A 17,449-nucleotide genomic window follows, 5' to 3' on the forward strand; every position below is an offset into this window, starting at 1 on the left:
GGTTCCTTGTCGTGGAGCGGTGCGGTGCGGAGCGGCGGGATTCAGGGGGTGAAGCGGTAGAGGACGGTGCGGGCGGCGAAGCGCACGTCGGCGGTGAGACTGTGGGAGACCGCGATCAGCAGCCCCTCCTCGTCGTCGTGGATGACGGCGACGTCGGTGGCGCCCGTGGTGGGGAAGGTCTCCGTGCGTACCAGCTGCCCGTCGCGCCACTGGTAGATCTCGGAGTCGAGGTCGGTGGTCGGGTCGGCCGGAGTGCCTAGGACGAAGTTCACGCGCACGACGTACAAGGTCCCGTCCGGGGCCGGCACGACGGCGAACTCGCGCGCTCCCAGCCCGGGCAGCGTCTGATGGACGACGAAGCGGGAGCCGTCCCAGCGCAGCAGCTGCGACTCGCTCTGCAGCCGGGCCACCAGCAGGAAGAATTCGCCGTCGATGGCGAAGTGCACGAACGCGCGGCCGTGCCGGTCGGCCAGCTCCTGGTGCCACTGGAACTTCTCTCCGTCGAAGCGGTAGAGCACCGACGGACCGACATGCTCCGCGTGCGCCAGGAAGTGCTGGCCGTCGACTGCGAAGGCATGCCAGTTGTAGGCCCACTGGGAGTCGATGTCCTGGAAGTGGACGAAGCGTTCACCGTCCCAGACGAATATCGGGGAGGGCAGGTTGTCGTCCTCCTGCCCGGGGATGACCACTCCCTGGGCCAGGGCCAGGAAGTGACGGTCCTCGATCATGAAGTGCTTCCACTGCTTGGCGGCGAAGCTGTCGAAGGACTGGAACTCGACGAAGGAGCTGCCGTCCCATTCGAGCACACGTGAGGTGGCGGCGAACTGATAAGGGCCTTTACCGGTACGGATGCTTGCCACGGCGAGGAAGGAGCGGTCGCCGATACGGAAGAACTCCGCGTCCTCGCCGCCCGGCAACGACACGCGTTGGAACGGCTCGTACCCCTGGTCGCCTCGCTTGAGCAGCAGCAGGTCGGTGTCGCTGTCTCCCCCGTTCATGTCCACCGGGGTGCCCGGCACGTCATAGGCGAGCTGGGGAATGGCGAGCAGCCGCAGGCCGTCCAGGTCGAACGGCTCCACGCCCCGGGCGCCCGAGGTGGGGATGGACTGGAACTCGGTGAGGTGTGTGCTGGGCATGGTTGTCGGGCCTCTCCGCAGGAAGTACGGGTGGTGGGTGCGTTGACCGGGCGCGGTCCGTGTCGACGTGTCGCCCCGGCGGCTGCCGTTGGGCCGGGTCACCCGGGAAGGTCCGCCGACGGCAGGGCGAAGTTGTTGTCGAAGACGTGGTCGGGGTCGTAGCGCGACTTGAGGACCATGAGCCGGTCGAGCACCGCTCCGGGGAAGGCGTCCTGCAGCTGTCGTCGTCCCGTGCCCGTTTCGAAGCTCAGGTAGAGCCCCTTGAGGTGCGGGTGAAGCTGTTCCCAGTGCCGGTCGAGGTTCTTGCGCCCCGCCGGCAGGGTGGCGGCCATCAGCGAGAAGTTCTGCGTGCGGTGTGAGTAGGCCATCGCTGTCGAGGGCGTGTCGTTGACCGCTCCGCCGACTGACCGCAGCTGCACCATGGGCGCCCTTCCGGCCACCAGCAGTGACGCGATGGCCGCGGCGGCGGGCTCGGTGATGTGTTCCAGCAGCCCGGACCGCGACACCGTGAGCGGCTGCTGCGCGTGCTGCGCCGCGTGCGTGGCCGGCAGCAGTTGGTGGTACGGAGTGACGAAGGCCTGGTTCCGCAGCACGGGTCCGGCGGACAGCACGGGTGCGAGCGCCTTGCGCGCCGTCTCGGTGCCCGCCCCCGCGTGCACGGTCATCGCCTGGGCGACGGGCTGTCCACCGGGGCCCGCCATGAGCGTCAGGAAGCTGGTGACCGTTCGGGGTGCCGCCTCCACGGCGGTCCCCCACCGGGTCAGGAACGCGGCTGTGTCCCCGGCGTCGAAAGTGGTGACCGCGGCGATCACGTCGCCCACCGGCTCGGCCTGGAACTCGAACGCCGTCGCGACCCCGAAGTTGGCTCCCGCGCCGCGCACCGCCCAGAACAGATCCGGGTCGTGATCGGCGTCCGTCCGCACCCGGGAGCCGTCCGCCAGGACCAGCTCGGCGGCGCGCATGCGATCGATGGTGAGGCCGTGCAGGCGGGACATGAGGCCGATACCGCCGGTGGTGGCCAGCCCGCCGACTCCGACGTCTCCGGTGTCTCCAGAGGACAGGGCCAGACCGTGGGGCGCGATCTGGGCGGCGACGTCTCCCCAGCGTGCTCCCGCCTCCACGCGTACCAGCCCGGATCGGGCGTCGAGCACCTTCACGGCATTGAGTGCGGAGAGGTCGACGACGATGCCGCCGTCGTTGGTGGAGCGGCCGCTGATGCCGTGGCCGCCGCTGCGCACGGTGAGGGGAAGCTGTGCGGTGCGGGCGTGGGCCAAGGCGGCTGCGATGTCCTCGTGATCGCGGACGCGTATCACGGCGGCCGGTGATCCGGTGCGGGTGTAGGTGTGCCGCACGTTGTCGTAGTCGCTGTCGCCCGGCCGGATCGCGACCGCGGCGAGACTGTCGGGCAGGGAGAGCCGAGAGGCCGGCGGTGAGCTGTCGATGGTGCGCATGGATGCCTCCGCGGTCTCCGTATGGGGACGGGGATCCGCACGTGTCCTTTACTGGGGCGGGGTGGTCCGCACGCCGTGGGCGCGGGTGATCAGGTACTGCAGCGGGGCGTCGGCGTACGGGCCGCTGTGGGCGACGAGCCGGCCCGCGTGCCTGCCGAGGTCCTCGGCGCTGAACCAACCGGGGTTGTCCGCGCCGATCGCGGCCCGCGGGCGGGTACGGATGGGGCCGATGATGAGCTCGTACACGCGCGGGCCCCTACCGCCCAGTTCCGCGTCCAGTGAGCGCACCAGCGACTTCTTCGCCGCGTTCGTGGCTCCCACGAGGGCGGCGAAGGGATAAGGGATGTCCGCGCTGAAACCGCTCAGATGCACCAGCGCCCCGTCTCGGGACAGCAGGGGGGTGAGCGCGCGCAGCGCGTGGAAATGGCTCGTCAGGTTCGACGCGATCATTTCCTCCCACTCACGGTCGGAGATATCGAGGATGCCGGTGCGTTCTGGGCTCCCCCAGTCGCCGATCGAGACGACGGCGCCGTCCAGCGCGCCGTCGGGCGACAACTGTGCGCGCACCTTCTCGCTGTCGGCGTCGCCGACGTCGACCGTCCGGGTGATCAGGGTGCCGGGCCCGGCTTCCTTCACGTGGTCGGCGAGGCCGGCCAGTCGTTCCTCGCTGCGGCCGGTGGCCACGACGGTGGCTCCCTGGCGAAGCAGCGCGAGGGTCATTCCCTCGCCGATGCCACCGGTCGCGCCCGCCACCAGAACGGTCCGCCCGGACAGCAGCCGGTCCTCCTGTATGTCGCTCATGGGACGATCTCCTCTCTGCGTGGCGGGCCGGGACCCGCTGTGGGATGGGTGTGGTGACTGGCCGGTACTCGCGGTGCTCGCGTCGACAGCCTCAGGCGGCCGTGGCGGCGCGCTTGCCCAGTTCGACGGCGTTGAAGAAGGAGCGAGCGCTCATGGCCATGGCCGGCACGTTCTCCTGCATCAGGCGCATGCGGTGCGGAGCGTCGTGGAACTGGGGGTCGAGCTGGAATTCGGCGGCCAGGGAGAACCAGGTCACCGGGACGGCACCGGCCTGGACCATGCGCTGGATCGCCGCGTTGTGGGCCTCGAGCGAGGGGCTGGCGGAGGCGTCGACCGCCACGTGCACGCGGTAGCCCTCACGCAGGCCGCCGAGCACGGTCTGCAGCACGCACCCGTCGGTGGCGATGCCGCCGATCACCAGGTTCTGGCGGCCCTCCGCCCGGACCGCCTCGGCGAACGACTCGTCGAGGAAGGAGTTGAAGTCGACCGCGCGCTCGATGACCGGCTGGTCGCCGAGGGCCTCCAGCAGTTCCGGGTACAGCGGGCCGGACGGCTTGCTGGACTGGCCGTTGGTCACCACCAGGCCGCTTCCGTACCACTTCGCGGTCTTCGCCAGGCCCACGACGTTGTTGATGTGCTCCGCGAGGTAATGGGAGCGCAGGAGGTTCGCGAAACCGACGGCGTAGTCGACGAGGACGACGGTGGTGTTGGCCGGGGTGAGGGACTCAGGTGCCATGACTGGCCTTCTTTCTCTTGTGGTGAACGGCAGCGACGGTTCGGCTGCCGAGCAGACCGAGCTAGTTGGCTCATTGGTGACCGCTTGGTCATTAGTGAAGGTAGTTCCTCCGGCCCCTAATGTCCAGGTGGTCACTTAAAAAGTTTTGCCAGTTCGGAGCAATTAGGGCGAATCTACGCAACAAGGCAAGCTAGGGTCGCGTGTCTGATGACCAATGGGTCAGCAAATTGGTAACCTTGTGTACACTTACCGGATGGACACGCCATCCACGCCCCCCGTCGACCAGGACGCTGCTCCGGTCAAGAAGCGCAGGCGGGACCCGGAAGCAAGCCGGGCCGCGATCCTCGAAGCCGCCCAGGCCGCCTTCGCCGAGCGCGGCTACGCCAAGACGACCGTCCGCGACGTCGCGCGCCGGGCCGGAGTGACTCACGGCCTGGTCCTGCGGCACTTCACATCCAAGGAACAGTTGTTCCTCGCCGCGGTCCCCAGCCCCCGCACCCTCATGGCTGAAGTGGCCGGCGACACCAAGACCTTGCCGACGCGTATCGCCCGGTCCTACGTCCGGCGCATGGCCGAGAGCGGAGGCAGCGACCCGTTCGTGGCCATGTTGCGTGCGGTGGCCTCTGAGGAGGAGACCGCCAAACGGTTGTTCACCGCGATGCAGCAGGACAGTCTGGAGATGTACCGGCAGGTGATTCCCGGCCCAGACCTGGAGGAGCGTGTGGCGTCTGTGGGCGCCTATCTCATCGGGGTGACGTTCTCCCGGTACGTCTTCAGGAGCGGGCCGCTGGCCGAGATGTCGGACGAACAGCTCGTCCGGCACCTCATCCCCAACCTGCGCAGCATTCTGCTGGACTGACGACGGGTACCGCCTGAGCACCTTCGCCGCCAGAGCGTCTTCGGTGTCCGGCTCCGGTCGGTCCTTGCTGCCCTGTCGCCTCGGCGAGGGGAGCGCGAAGGGCCGTCGACGTTGCGGTCAGTGGTCCTCGAGCGTTTCCTGTGTGAGGAAGGCAGAGCTGGATGACGTGGCCCTTGGTCCAGGTGCCCAGGGCTTGGTCTTGCGGCGGCGGGTGTGCCGTCGGTGCGGCCGCTCGTCGCCCAGGGGGTTTTGGCGACGCCGACAGGAGAGACGAAGCCGCCGACTGGCGGTCTTCGAAACCTCAGGGTTCGTCGAGGCGATCTTTCACGCCACCATGGTCGGGACCGATCGAGTCGTCGGTTGTTTCTTCCAGGGGCAGAGGGCGCGTATGGACATTCGGCAGCTGGAGTACTTCCTTGCGATTGTTGATCGTGGGGGGTTCAACCGTGCGGCGTCGGCTCTGTACGTGTCGCAGCCGTCGCTGTCGCAGGCCGTGCGGGCGCTGGAGCGTGATCTGGGCTCGGAGTTGTTCCATCGCATCGGGCGTAGGGCAGTGCTGACGGAGGCCGGAAGGGCCCTGATCGAGCCTGCCCGGGAGGCCGTACGGAGTCTGCAGACGGCGCGGGCGAGTGTCGCGGCGGTGCACGAGCTGCGGGAGGGGCGCCTGGATGTGGCATCCATGCCGTCGCAGGCGGTGGAGCCGCTGACGACCTTGGTGAGTGCCTTCAGCCACCGGTACCCCGGCGTCTCCGTGGCCATCAAAGCGGCGTTCACCTCGCGTGATGTGATCGACATGGTGCGCACGGGTGCCGTGGAACTGGGGCTTTTGGCGTCCGCCGGTCCCCTCTCCGACAAGGAGGTCGCCTCCCATGCGCTGGGGCGGCAGCGTTTTGTGCTGATGGTGCCGGCCGACGGCCCGTTCGGTGACCGGACGGCGGTGGAGTGCCGGGAACTTGCGGGACAGCGGCTGATCGTCGGACAGCCGGGTACCGGGATGCGCGCCTACGTCGACGCGCTGCGTGAACAGGGCATCGAGTTCACCGTCGCCGCCGAGACCGAGCACCGGGTGTCGCTCATGCCCCTGGTGCTGGCCGGGGTCGGGCTCGCGGTGGTCACGGATTCCTGGCGGGATCTCGCCCGGCGGCTCGGCGCCCGCGTCCTGGACATCGAGCCGGAGACCACCTTGGACATCGCCCTCGTCAGCCGCCGCGGCAGCCTGTCGCCGGCAGCCGCCGCGTTCGTCACGGCTGCCACCGCGGCCGCCGACAGCTGATAGGGACTGCTTATAAGAGAGATCCGCTTTGCGTCTTGGACGCCCTGCGGACCCCCTTGCTGCAATCGACGGCATGACGACGAACCACCGCATTGCCCTGATCCCCGGCGACGGCATCGGCGCCGAGGTACTGCCCCCAGCACAGCAGGTGCTCGATGTTCTCGGCCGCCGGCACGGCTTCAGCCTGTCCTACACGTCGTACGACTGGTCGTGCGAGCGGTACCTGCGGGAGGGCGCCATGATGCCCGCCGACGGGATCGACCAGCTGCGCGACAAGGACGCGATCCTGCTGGGCGCGGTGGGATACCCGGGAGTGCCCGACCACGTCTCGCTGTGGGGGCTGCTGATCCCGATCCGGCGCAGCTTCCGCCAGTACGTCAACCTCCGGCCCATCCGTGTCTTCGAGGGCATCGACAGTCCGGTGCGCGGCGCACGGCCGGGCGAGGTCGATATCGTCGTCGTACGGGAGAACGCCGAGGGCGAGTACAGCGAGATCGGCGGACGGCTGAACCAGGGCACGTCCGAGGAACTGGCCGTCCAGGAAGCGGTGTTCACCCGGGCCGGGGTCACCCGGATCGCCGACTACGCGTTCTCGCTCGCCGCCCGCCGCCGAGGGAGGCTCACCTCCGCCACCAAGTCCAACGGCATCATCCACACCATGCCGTTCTGGGACGAGCTGATCGCCGAGCGGGCCGCCGAGCACCCCGGCGTCGCCTGGGACCAGGAGCACATCGACGCGCTGGCGGCCAAGTTCGTCCTCGACCCCGCCCGCTTCGACGTCGTCGTCGCCTCCAACCTCTTCGGAGACATCCTCAGCGACCTCGCGGCCGCGGTCGCCGGATCCATCGGCATCGCCCCGGCGGCCAACCTCAACCCCGAGCGGGACTTCCCCTCCATGTTCGAGCCGGTGCACGGTTCCGCGCCCGACATCGCGGGCGAGGGCATCGCCAACCCGCTGGGTGCCATCTGGTCCGCGGCCATGATGCTCGACCACCTCGGCCATCCCGCCGCGGCCAGGGACATCACGGACGCGATCGCCTCGGTCCTGGCCAAGACCGATACCCGCACCCCTGACCTGGGCGGAACCGCGACGACCGCCGAGTTCACCGACAAGCTGATCGAGCTCCTCTGAGCCATCTCCTTCCGCGGTGGGCGGCGGGGCCGGCGCCGCCCACCGCTCGCCCGTCCTGGCGGCCCCTCGCCGACGGCGTGAACTCCTCAGCGACCAAAGAGGCCCTCGCGCAGCCGCGCGGCACACCGATCTGCACGCATCTCACGAAGCTCCCCCGGTGCCGCCCAGTCCTGCTCGAGAGCCCCCTGCCATAACGTGAACTCAGGGTCGAACACGACGCACGTACACAAGGCGTTCAGCTCTGGCACCGGTGGCCGCAAGGCGACGCGCGTGACGGCCGACGCGCCCCGTCATACTCCGGGAACAGCTGCTCCACCCGCGTCCAGGACCAGCACCGCGACATGCAGGGACGTGCGCTGCAGACCTGATTCCAGGTCGCAGCCGAGGAGCCGCTCGATGGTGTGCAGGCGCTGGTAGTACGCCTGCCGGGACATGCCGGCGTGTTTCGCCGCGACCGACTTGTTCCCGGCCGCCGACAGATAGGCGCGCAGTGCCGGGAGCAGATCGCCGCCGTTGCGGTCGTCGTGCTCGATGAGGCGGGTCAGTTGCCGTTCCGCGTACCGCTGAAGACGGGTGTCCTCCCACAGGACGCCCAGCAACTCCGGCAGCCGGACGTCGGCGGGGACGTAGAACCACCGCTCGGGGGAGGCCGGTGTGATGGCCTCGGCCGTCTGCTCCGCCTCCCGCCACGACCGGGCGATCCCGCCGAGGTCGGTCACCCCGGGGCCGACGGCGACGACGGCCCGCGGTCCGAGCTCCTCCCGGGTCAGACGGCCGATCCGCTCGGCGACCGGCTGCCAGGCGCTCGCCTGTGCCAGAGCCATGAGTACGCCGATCCGGCCCGGGGCCGTCTCGCCGACCAGGGCGCGCACACCCGTGTGCGTCAGCGCCTTCGCGATCCGTTCGTCGAGGTGCTCACCCTCGGTGCCGGTGTACGGGTGGCGGATGACCACGGCGAAGAGGCGGTGTCCGAGGGTGGGCAGTCCCAGTGCCTCGGCGCGGGCGCGGGCGTCCGCGGGGGAGCGGAAACGCCGTTCGTACAGGTCTCGCAGTACGGAGCGGTGGGCCCGGCGCTCCCACCAGGCCTGCCCGGCCAGGCGCGCCATGGTCAGCGCCACCGCGGCACGTTCCAGCACCAGGACGTGTTCCGGGTCGGGCTCGGCGTTCAGCCGGTCCTCCAGCAGGACGAGCCGCCCCCACGGCCCGTGGTGGTCCTGCACCGGAGCGATCAGCCACCCCTCCGGGCCGCTCGGCGTGATCCTCTCCGGCGTCGGTGCGGCCCGCGAACGCCGCGACCAGGCCGACACCACCGGCTCGTACGGCCGGCCGAGCAGCTCGCAGATCAGGACCCGGTGGGTGAGATCCTCCAGCACGACGGGGGCTCCGGTGAGCTCCGCGGTGGTGTGCACCAGTTCCTCGGGGTCCGCGCCCCGCAGCGTCAGGGCGGTGAAGATGTCCTGGATGTCCCGCCCGCGGCGCAGCAGGGCCCCCTGGGCGTCGAGGATGAGCGCGTGCACCGTCTGCGTGACGTCGATGAACCGGACCCCACGGGCCAGCTCGACCAGCGGCACGTCACGGGCGCGGCACGCCGCCACCAGCTCGTGGGGCACCTTCTGGTACCGGTAACCGAGCTCCACGATCAGGCCGGCCGCGCCGACGTCCGCTAGTTGGTCGACGTAGCCGCGCAGCTCGGAGGCGTCCTCGGGATGCGGCACGCCGGTCGTCAGCACCAGCTCGCCGCCCTCCAGGAAATCGGCGGGGTTGAGCAGCTCGGTGACATGCACCCAGCGCACCGGGCCGTCCAGCTGTGACTCGCCGGCCAGCACGCGCGGCATCCCTTCGGCGAGCACGGGCAGGCGCAGTACCTCCCTGAGCGTGGGGAAGTGCCCGGGTGCGGGAGGTCTGGGCGGCATAGGCGGTGCTTTCGTCCGAGGGGATCGGGCTCACCCTCGCATCGGCCACCCATCGTGACAAGAGCGGGACCGGCATTTGTACACCATGGCCGTCCGCAGTGACAGACCGTCTCGAGAAGGCGCCAAGGCGGAACACCGTGTGGGTTGCCCTGCGGGTTCCCCCGGGCGGAAAGTGAACGCCATCCCCAGCAGAACCTGGACCGGAAAGGTCCGCACGGTGTCCGCACGGTGCTGGGGCCCGACTGCCACCCACCTCACCATCGAGAGGAGCGACCTCATGCGCATCCCGAAGCGCGTCGCCGTGATCGGTGCCGGCAGCATGGGCAGCCAGGCCATGTGGCGACTGGCCGCCCGCGGAGCCGAGGTCATCGGCTACGACCGGTACGCACCGGGTCACGACCGCGGCGCGGCCGGGGGCGAGAGCCGTATCTACCGAGCCGCCCACCTCGGCGAGCCCGGGTACATTCCGCTGCTGCGGCTCGCGGACCGGATGTGGGAGCAGCTCCAGGCGGAGACGGGCCTGCCGCTGCGACGCCGCAGCGGCAGCCTGGTGATGGGAGAGGCCGCCTCACCGTCCATGCGCCTCCTCCTCTCCACCAGCGCCGCCCAAAAGCTGGATCACGAGGTACTGGACCGGGAGGAACTCGCCCGCCGCTACCCGCAGCACCGGCTCCCGGACGGACACACCGCCGTCCTCGACCGGTTGGGCGCCGTCATCAGGCCGGAGGCGTCGATCCAGGCCGCCGCCGCCCGTGCCGAGCAGCTCGGCGCCCGGCTGCACCGCTACACCACGGTGCGCGAGGTCGTCCCCGCGGCGGGCGGCGGGGTGCGGGTCGTCACCGACCAGGGCACGGACCACGTGGACGCCGCCGTGGTGACCGTGGGCCCCTGGATCAACACCCTGCTCCCGGACCTCCCCCGGACCATCGACGTCCGCCGGGTGGTCTGCTCCTGGCACCTGCCCACCCGCCACGACTGGTTCGCGGGCGGTGCCCCTTCGTTCGTGCGCGCCACACCCCACGACTGCTTCGGAATCCCGTCGCCCGACGGCATCTCCGTCAAGCTCGGTCTCTCCTTCAAATACCATGCGCCGGTGCCCGAGCCCGAACGGCTCGACCGTACGGTCCGCCCCGAGGAACTCGGCGTCTTCCGCGAGCTCATCGGTGAACTCATGCCCGACCTGAACCCCGACCCCATCAGGATGTCGGCCTACATGGAGGGCTACACCAAGTCCGGAAACCCGCTCGTCGGCCATCTCCCCGGCGAGGACGACATCATCGTCATGGCCGGGTTCTCCGGCAGCGGCTTCAAACTCTCGCCCGCGATGGGAGAGATCGCCGCCGACCTGGCGCTCGACGGCACCACGCAGCATCCCGTCGACTTCCTCGCTCCGGCAGGAGTCGGCGCCGCCTGATCCCGGCGATTGTCGACGTCATCACCCCCCACTCCCGACGCCTCTGTCATGAGCATGCCTAAAAACGGGCCGGTCTGGCCCTGACCGGTTCCCCGAAGCAAGAAAGTGGAGCACTTCCATGCCCATCCCCTCGTTCCAGTTCCGCCCGAAGTACGTCTCGTTCGACTGCTACGGCACGTTGATCGAGTGGCCGATGACCCCCATCACACGTGAACTCGTCGGCGACCAGATCCCGGCCGAGCACTGGGACCAGTTCGTCAAGGAGTTCCGCGGCTACCGCTACGACTCGGTCTGTGGCGAGTACTACCCCTACGAGCAGACGCTGCAGGACGCCTTCGAGGGGGTCTGCCGCAAGTGGGGCGTGAAGGCCGCCCCGGATGCCGGCAAGCGGTTCGCCGACGGCGTGCGCAGCTGGGGCCCGCACGCGGATGTGCCGGAACCGCTGAAGAAGATGGGCGAGAACTACAAGCTGGTGATCCTCTCCAACGCCGAGGACGCCTTCCTCGAGGAGAGCGTGCCCCGGCTCGGTGCGGACTTCCACGCGGTCTTCACCGCCGAGCAGGCCGGCTACTACAAGCCCCGGTACGCCGCGTTCGAGTACATGCTCGACCAGCTCGACGCGTCCCCCGAGGACTTCGTGCACGTCTCCTCACACACCCGCTACGACCTGATGCCGATGCACGACATGGGCTTCCGCAACCTCGTCCTCCTGGACCGCGGCTGCGACCCGGTCACCCACGGCTACGACTACGTGACCGTCAAGTCTCTGAACGAGCTCAACCAGATGCTGGGCATCTGACGCGCGACGCACACCCGCTCACCCAGCACCTTCTTCCCGACAGGCGCCCGGTCTCGCGTGGCCGCCCATGAGCCCTGCGCGTTTCCGGGCGCCGACTGACGACGTCCCACCCCCCGTCCGATCCGCACGTCGTCCCCGCATCACGGATTCCCCGTATCCCCGGCATCCCCGTATCCCCAGCGTTCCCCAGGAGGCACCGCCATGGAAAGCAACCGGACAGGCCGCAGAACCGTACTCCGCACCGCAGGCGCTGTGGCCGCCGCCATGCAGGTGAACAGGCAGTTGAGCATCCCGATCGTCACGACGGCCCTGGCCCTCGCGCTCGCCGCGTGCGGGGCGAGCGGCACCGCGCAGAGCGTGGGGGCGAAGAGCACGGCGCAGGGCGGGGGTTCCGGCTCGTCGGCCGAGCACACCGACGACATCTCGGTGGGTGTGAAGCCGGATGCGAAGGCGGTGAAGCTGCTGCCCGCGGCGGTGAAGGCCAGGGGCACGCTCTCGGTGGCCATGGACCTGGCCTACCCGCCCACCTCGTTCATGGCGTCGGACAACAAGACCCCGATCGGTTTCAACCCGGACATGGCCCGGCTGATCGCCGCCAAGCTCGGCCTGAAGCTGCAGATCAACAACGTCAAGTTCGACACCATCATCACCGGACTGCAGGCCGACCGGTACGACTTCACCGCCTCCACCATGGGCGCCACGAAGGACCGGCTGAAGGTGCTCGACATGGTCGACTACGTCAACTCCGGGACCGGGGTGTCCGTCCCCTACGGGAACCCGCAGAAGCTGACCACGCACACGCTGTGCGGGCACCGCGTGGCTGTCGCCTCCGGCACCACCGCGGAGCTGCAGTGGCTGCCCCAGCTGTCCAAGCAGGACTGTACGAGCAAGGGCAAGCCGGCCATCAAGGCGGTGACCCTGCCCAGCGTGAACGACGCCCTCACCCAGCTGGTGTCCAAGCGGATCGACGCGGTGATGAACGACTTCATCGCGCTCGAGTGGGCGGCCACGCAGCAGCCCAAGACGTTCGACGTCCTCAAGCCCCTGGTGGCCACCAAGCCCGCGACCGTCGCGCTGAAGAAGGACTCGCCGCTGACCCCCGCGGTCAAGGCCGCCATCCAGTCGATCATCGACGACCCCAAGTACGCCGAGGCGCTGGGCCGCTGGGGTTTCCAGGACCTCGGGATCAAGACCGCGGCCATTGCCGTCCCGCAGGACTGACATGTCCACGGATCTGATCGGTACGAAGACCAGGAGCCGACCGGTGTCCCAACTGCTGGCCGAGGAAAAGAAGCGGATCACGCCGAAACGTCCGCGCGACTATGTCGCCTGGGTGGTCGCGATCGCGATCGTGGCCGGTCTGGTGTGGACCGCGGTGACGAACGAGAACTATCGCTGGCCGGTGGTGTTCAGCTACTTCACCACGGAAACCATCCTCAACGGCCTGCTGATCACGCTGCTTCTCACCGTGGCGAGCATGGCCCTGGGCACGCTGCTGGGGCTGGTGCTGGCGGTGATGCGGATGTCGCACCAGCGGCCCATCTCCGGGCTGGCCCAGCTCTACATCGCCTTCTTCCGTGGCACCCCGGTGCTGGTGCAGTTGATCTTCTGGTTCAACATCGCCGCGCTGTACCCGAACATCTCCATCGGCATCCCGTTCACCGACATCTCCACGCCGGTCAACGTGAACGCGATCATGACGCCGATGACCGCGGCCGTGGTGGGGCTGACGCTGAACCAGGCCGCCTACATGTCCGAGATCATCCGCGGCGGGTTCGCATCGGTTCCCCGCGGGCAGCACGAGGCCGCGGAGTCCCTGGGCATGTCGGCCTTCACCAAGCTCCGCCATGTGATCATCCCGCAGACCATGCCGGCGGTCATCCCGGCCACCGGCAACCAGGTGATCGGCATGCTCAAGGAGACCTCCCTGGTGAGCGTGCTCGGCGTCGCCGACCTGCTGAACAGCGCACAGTCGATCTACGCCCGCAACTACCAGACGATTCCGCTGCTGATCGTGGCCAGCCTCTGGTACCTGATCATGACGCTGGTGCTGAGCGTGCCGCAGTCCATGATCGAGCGCCGTTTCTCCCGCTCGACCCGAACGCGGCTGACCCCGGCCGCCACCTCGGCCGAGCCCGGGGCCGGCCAGCCCGTTCCCACCACGAGGGAGTCCCTGCTGTGAACCCGGACGGAACGATCGTCGCACGCAAGCTGTGCAAGAGCTACGGCCGTCACCAGGTCCTGCACGACATCGACCTGACCGTCAGGGCCGGGGAGATCTCCTGCATCATCGGGCCCAGCGGATCGGGCAAATCGACCCTGCTGCGGTGTATCAACGGGCTCGAGACCGTCGACCGCGGTGTGCTGCGGGTCAACGGTGAGGACTTCGGCTACGTCGAGAAGGACGACGCCTACCACGCCGTCCGCCCCAAGCGGCTGGCCGAGCAGCGCGCCCGCATCGGCATGGTGTTCCAGCAGTTCAACCTGTTCCCCAACATGACCGCCGAAAGCAATGTCATGGCCGGACCGGTGCTGGTGCAGAAGAAGGACCGCGCCACCTGCCGGGAGCGGGCGCAAGAGCTGCTGGCCAAGGTCGGCCTTGAGGGGTGCGGCCACAAGTACCCCGCCCAGCTCTCCGGAGGCCAGCAGCAACGCGTGGCCATCGCCCGCGCGCTCGCGATGGAACCCACCATCATGCTGTTCGACGAACCCACCAGCGCCCTGGACCCCGAACGCGTGGGCGAAGTCCTCGCCGTCATGCGCGACCTCGCCGGCAACGGCATGACCATGCTGCTCGTCACCCACGAGATGGCCTTCGCCCGCGAGGTCGCCGACGAAGTGCTGTTCATGGACGGCGGCATCGCGGTCGAACGCGGCGACGCCCGCGAACTGCTGGCCAACCCGCGCGAGAAACGAACGCAGGCGTTCCTCGAAAGGGTTCTGTAGAAGCGGCCCGGACACGCGGTAGCGGCTCCGGCAGCGAGTCCGGGGAAGACCCTGGTCGACTGCGGCTGACGTGGCCCCCGCACCCTGCCGGTCCCGGTCTTCAACGCCCTCCAGCTCGACGTCGATCCGACCGTCACAGCGCTGACAGCGCCGTCGGCCGGGCCCCTGGTGGTGCCCGGCCGCCCCACTTCGAAACTCCCCGCTAAGGACCCGACATGAAGACGATTCCCTACTGGATAGAAACCGCTGGGGCGTTTCCCGACCGGTCCGGCAAGCCGCTGACCGAGGACGCCGACCTGGTGGTCGTCGGCGCCGGCCTGACGGGTCTGTCCACCGCCCTGCACTCCGCCCGCAAGGGCGCCCGCGTCACCCTCGTCGAGAAGGGCCAGATCGGCTCCGGTGCCTCCGCCCGCAACGGCGGCATGGCCAACCTGGGCTTCACCATCGGCGTGGGCCAGGCCATCCGCCGGTACGGACTCGAACGGGCCCGCGAGATCTACAACTCCTACGGCGATGCGGTGGACACCGTCGAGCGGCTCGTGAACGAGGAGTCCATCGACTGCCAGTTCCGCCGCGTCGGACGCCTGGGCGTCGCCTCCCGCCCCGCCCACTTCGAGAACAAGAAGACCCAACAGCGCGACCTGGCCAAGTACTTCGGACACGAGACCACTCTGATCGGCAAGGCCGAGCTGCGTTCCGAGATCGGCTCCGACGCCTACCACGGCGGCCTGCTGGACCCCTTCAGCGCGGCCCTGCACGTCGGCCGCTTCGTGCGCGGTATGGCCGAGGCGTGCGAGCGCACCGGTGTCGAGATCCACGAGCGCAACGCTGCCATCGGCGTGCGGCGTACCGCCGCCGGCCGGTTCGAGGTCAGCACCGAGCGCGGTGTGATCCGTGCCGGGCAGGTCATGATGGCCACCGACGCCTACACCGACAGGAACTTCCCCTGGCTGCGCCGCCAGCAGGTCTGCGTGGGCAGCTTCATCATCGTCACCGAGCCGCTCGGCGAGGAGCTCGCCCGGGAGATCATCCCCAAGGGCCGCCTCATCGTCGACTCCAACAAGGTCTGCCACTACTTCCGGCTCACCCCGGACAACCGGCTGCTGTTCGGCGGCCGCGCCCGTTTCGCGCCGTCCGACCCCACCTCGGACAAGAAGAGCGGGGCCGTCCTGTTCCGTGAGATGTGCGAGCTCTTCCCCCAGCTCTCCCGCACCAAGATCGAGTACGTGTGGGGCGGCTCCGTCGGTTTCGCCATGGACCGCATCGTGCACGCCGGGCAGACCGAGGACGGCGTCTACTACTCCCTGGGATACGCCGGCCACGGCGTGCAGATGGCCACCCACATGGGGCAGGTCATGGCCGAGGTGATGGACGGCCACCCCGAGGTCAGCCCCGTCCGCGACATCGCCCCTCCCCGCATCCCCCTCTACAACGGCACTGCCTGGTTCCTGCCCTTCGCGGGCGCCTACTACAAGACGCTCGACCGCATCCGCTGACCGGTCGGCAGCCTCTCTACACCTACAAGGAGACACCCACGATGACTGTCGTCCGTGATGTTCCCAAGCAGCTCTTCATCGGCGGCGATTGGCAGGACGCCGAGTCCGGCCGGACCCTGTCCGTCGACAACCCGGCCACCGGCGAGGAACTGTGCCAGGTCGCCGACGCCTCACCCGCCGACGGCCGCCGTGCCGTCGAGGCGGCGGTCGCCGCGCAGGCCGCCTGGGCCGCCACCCCGCCGCGCGTGCGCAGCGAGATCCTGCGCCGCGCCTACGACATCATCATCGCGCGCACCGAGGACCTCGCGCTGCTGATGACCTTGGAGATGGGCAAGCCCCTGGCCGAGGCGCGTGCCGAGGTCGCCTACGGCGCGGAGTTCTTCCGCTGGTTCTCCGAGGAAGCCGTCCGTGTCGACGGCGGCATGATGACCGCTCCCGACGGAAGGAACCGTCTGCTGGTCGCCCGTCAGCCCGTCGGCCCCTGCCTGCTCATCACCCCCTGGAACTTCCCCCTGGCGATGGGCACCCGCAAGATCGGCCCCGCCATCGCCGCCGGCTGCACCATCGTCCTCAAACCCGCCCCCCAGACTCCCCTGTCCAGCCTCGCTCTGGCGGAGATCCTCACCGAGGCGGGTCTGCCGGCCGGCGTGCTGAACATCGTCACCACCTCGGACGCCGCCGGCGTCGTCGAACCCCTCCTTCGCGGCGGGCAGATCCGCAAGCTCTCCTTCACCGGCTCCACCCAGGTCGGCCGGATCCTCCTGGCCCAGTGCGCCGACACCGTCATCCGCACGTCCATGGAACTGGGCGGCAACGCCCCCCTCATCGTCTTCGACGACGCCGACCTCGACGTGGCCATCGAGGGCGCCATGGTCGCCAAGATGCGCAACATGGGCGAGTCCTGCTGCGCGGCCAACCGCATCTTCGTCCACACCTCCGTCGCCGAGGAGTTCGCCTCCCGCCTCGCCGCCCGCATGGCCGCCCTCACCATCGGGCCCGGCACCGAACCCGGCACCGATGTCGGCCCCCTCATCGACCTCGCCGGCCGCAGCAAGGCCCACGACCTGGTGCGGGACGCCGTCAAACGCGGTGCCACCGTCCTGACCGGCGGTGAACTCCCCGAAGGACCGGGCTGCTTCTACCCGCCTACCGTCCTCACCGGCATCGCCCCCGACTCCGCGATCATCGACACCGAGATCTTCGGTCCCGTCGCCGCGATCCACACCTTCGAGACCGAGGACGAGGCCGTCGCCGCCGCCAACGACACCGAATTCGGTCTGGCCGCCTACCTGTTCACCCAGAACCTCGACCGTGCCCTGCGTGTCGCCGAACGCCTCGAAAGCGGCATGATCGGCATCAACACCGGACTGGTCTCCAACCCCGCCGCGCCCTTCGGCGGCGTCAAGCAGTCCGGCCTGGGCCGCGAAGGCGGACGCGTCGGCATCGACGAGTTCCTCGAGTACAAGTACATGGCCGTCCCCGTCGGAGCCTGA

The 17,449-nt window shown here is 69.2% G+C and carries 15 protein-coding genes; 10 read left to right on the top strand and 5 right to left on the bottom strand.

Features of this window, described 5'->3' with window-relative positions; all coding sequences use genetic code 11:
* Window positions 1–41: 41 nt before the first annotated feature.
* The 4 genes from C3488_RS00875 to C3488_RS00890 form a co-directional block, all read right to left on the bottom strand.
* Window positions 42–1,136, bottom strand: a complete 1,095-nt coding sequence (locus tag C3488_RS00875; protein ID WP_103837325.1) for a hypothetical protein — start codon at window positions 1,134–1,136, stop codon at window positions 42–44.
* A 98-nt stretch (window positions 1,137–1,234) separates the two neighbouring features.
* Window positions 1,235–2,587 (bottom strand): FAD-binding oxidoreductase, encoded by a 1,353-nt coding sequence (locus C3488_RS00880; protein WP_103837326.1) that lies wholly within the window; start codon window positions 2,585–2,587, stop codon window positions 1,235–1,237.
* A gap of 48 nt (window positions 2,588–2,635) precedes the next feature.
* Window positions 2,636–3,388, bottom strand: coding sequence for an SDR family NAD(P)-dependent oxidoreductase (locus tag C3488_RS00885; RefSeq protein ID WP_103837327.1), 753 nt, complete (start codon window positions 3,386–3,388; stop codon window positions 2,636–2,638).
* Window positions 3,389–3,479: 91 nt separating this feature from the next.
* Window positions 3,480–4,124, bottom strand: a complete 645-nt coding sequence (locus C3488_RS00890) for an isochorismatase family protein (protein WP_103837328.1) — start codon at window positions 4,122–4,124, stop codon at window positions 3,480–3,482.
* Window positions 4,125–4,377: 253 nt separating this feature from the next.
* Here C3488_RS00890 and C3488_RS00895 point away from each other — a divergent pair, with 253 nt between their 5' ends.
* The 3 genes from C3488_RS00895 to C3488_RS00905 all read left to right on the top strand — a co-directional run bounded on the left by C3488_RS00895 (window position 4,378) and on the right by C3488_RS00905 (window position 7,388).
* Window positions 4,378–4,983, top strand: a complete 606-nt coding sequence (locus C3488_RS00895) for a TetR family transcriptional regulator (protein WP_103837381.1) — start codon at window positions 4,378–4,380, stop codon at window positions 4,981–4,983.
* Between the two features lie 388 nt (window positions 4,984–5,371).
* Entirely contained in the window at window positions 5,372–6,256 is an 885-nt protein-coding gene (locus tag C3488_RS00900; protein ID WP_103837382.1) for a LysR family transcriptional regulator, read from the top strand.
* Window positions 6,257–6,329: 73 nt separating this feature from the next.
* Window positions 6,330–7,388, top strand: coding sequence for a tartrate dehydrogenase (locus C3488_RS00905; protein WP_103837329.1), 1,059 nt, complete (start codon window positions 6,330–6,332; stop codon window positions 7,386–7,388).
* A 290-nt stretch (window positions 7,389–7,678) separates the two neighbouring features.
* Here the strand turns inward: C3488_RS00905 and C3488_RS00915 are convergent, their stop codons facing one another.
* Window positions 7,679–9,301, bottom strand: a complete 1,623-nt coding sequence (locus tag C3488_RS00915) for a PucR family transcriptional regulator ligand-binding domain-containing protein (RefSeq protein ID WP_103837330.1) — start codon at window positions 9,299–9,301, stop codon at window positions 7,679–7,681.
* A 277-nt stretch (window positions 9,302–9,578) separates the two neighbouring features.
* Here C3488_RS00915 and solA point away from each other — a divergent pair, with 277 nt between their 5' ends.
* From solA to C3488_RS00950, 7 genes are all read left to right on the top strand, one after another.
* On the top strand, window positions 9,579–10,715 hold the full coding sequence (gene solA / locus C3488_RS00920; RefSeq protein WP_103837331.1) for an N-methyl-L-tryptophan oxidase: 1,137 nt from the start codon (window positions 9,579–9,581) through the stop codon (window positions 10,713–10,715).
* Between the two features lie 118 nt (window positions 10,716–10,833).
* On the top strand, window positions 10,834–11,514 hold the full coding sequence (locus tag C3488_RS00925) for a haloacid dehalogenase type II (protein ID WP_103837332.1): 681 nt from the start codon (window positions 10,834–10,836) through the stop codon (window positions 11,512–11,514).
* 201 nt (window positions 11,515–11,715) lie between these two features.
* Window positions 11,716–12,735, top strand: coding sequence for an ABC transporter substrate-binding protein (locus tag C3488_RS00930; protein WP_103837333.1), 1,020 nt, complete (start codon window positions 11,716–11,718; stop codon window positions 12,733–12,735).
* A 1-nt stretch (window position 12,736) separates the two neighbouring features.
* Entirely contained in the window at window positions 12,737–13,696 is a 960-nt protein-coding gene (locus C3488_RS00935; protein ID WP_258053229.1) for an amino acid ABC transporter permease, read from the top strand.
* Window positions 13,693–14,460, top strand: coding sequence for an amino acid ABC transporter ATP-binding protein (locus C3488_RS00940; protein ID WP_103837334.1), 768 nt, complete (start codon window positions 13,693–13,695; stop codon window positions 14,458–14,460). The genes C3488_RS00935 and C3488_RS00940 overlap by 4 nt, the downstream gene beginning before the upstream one ends.
* A 215-nt stretch (window positions 14,461–14,675) precedes the next feature.
* Window positions 14,676–15,956, top strand: a complete 1,281-nt coding sequence (locus C3488_RS00945; protein ID WP_103837335.1) for an FAD-binding oxidoreductase — start codon at window positions 14,676–14,678, stop codon at window positions 15,954–15,956.
* A gap of 41 nt (window positions 15,957–15,997) precedes the next feature.
* Window positions 15,998–17,449, top strand: coding sequence for an NAD-dependent succinate-semialdehyde dehydrogenase (locus C3488_RS00950; RefSeq protein WP_103837336.1), 1,452 nt, complete (start codon window positions 15,998–16,000; stop codon window positions 17,447–17,449).

Source organism: Streptomyces sp. Ru72 (assembly GCF_002920635.1).
GTDB lineage: Bacteria > Actinomycetota > Actinomycetes > Streptomycetales > Streptomycetaceae > Streptomyces.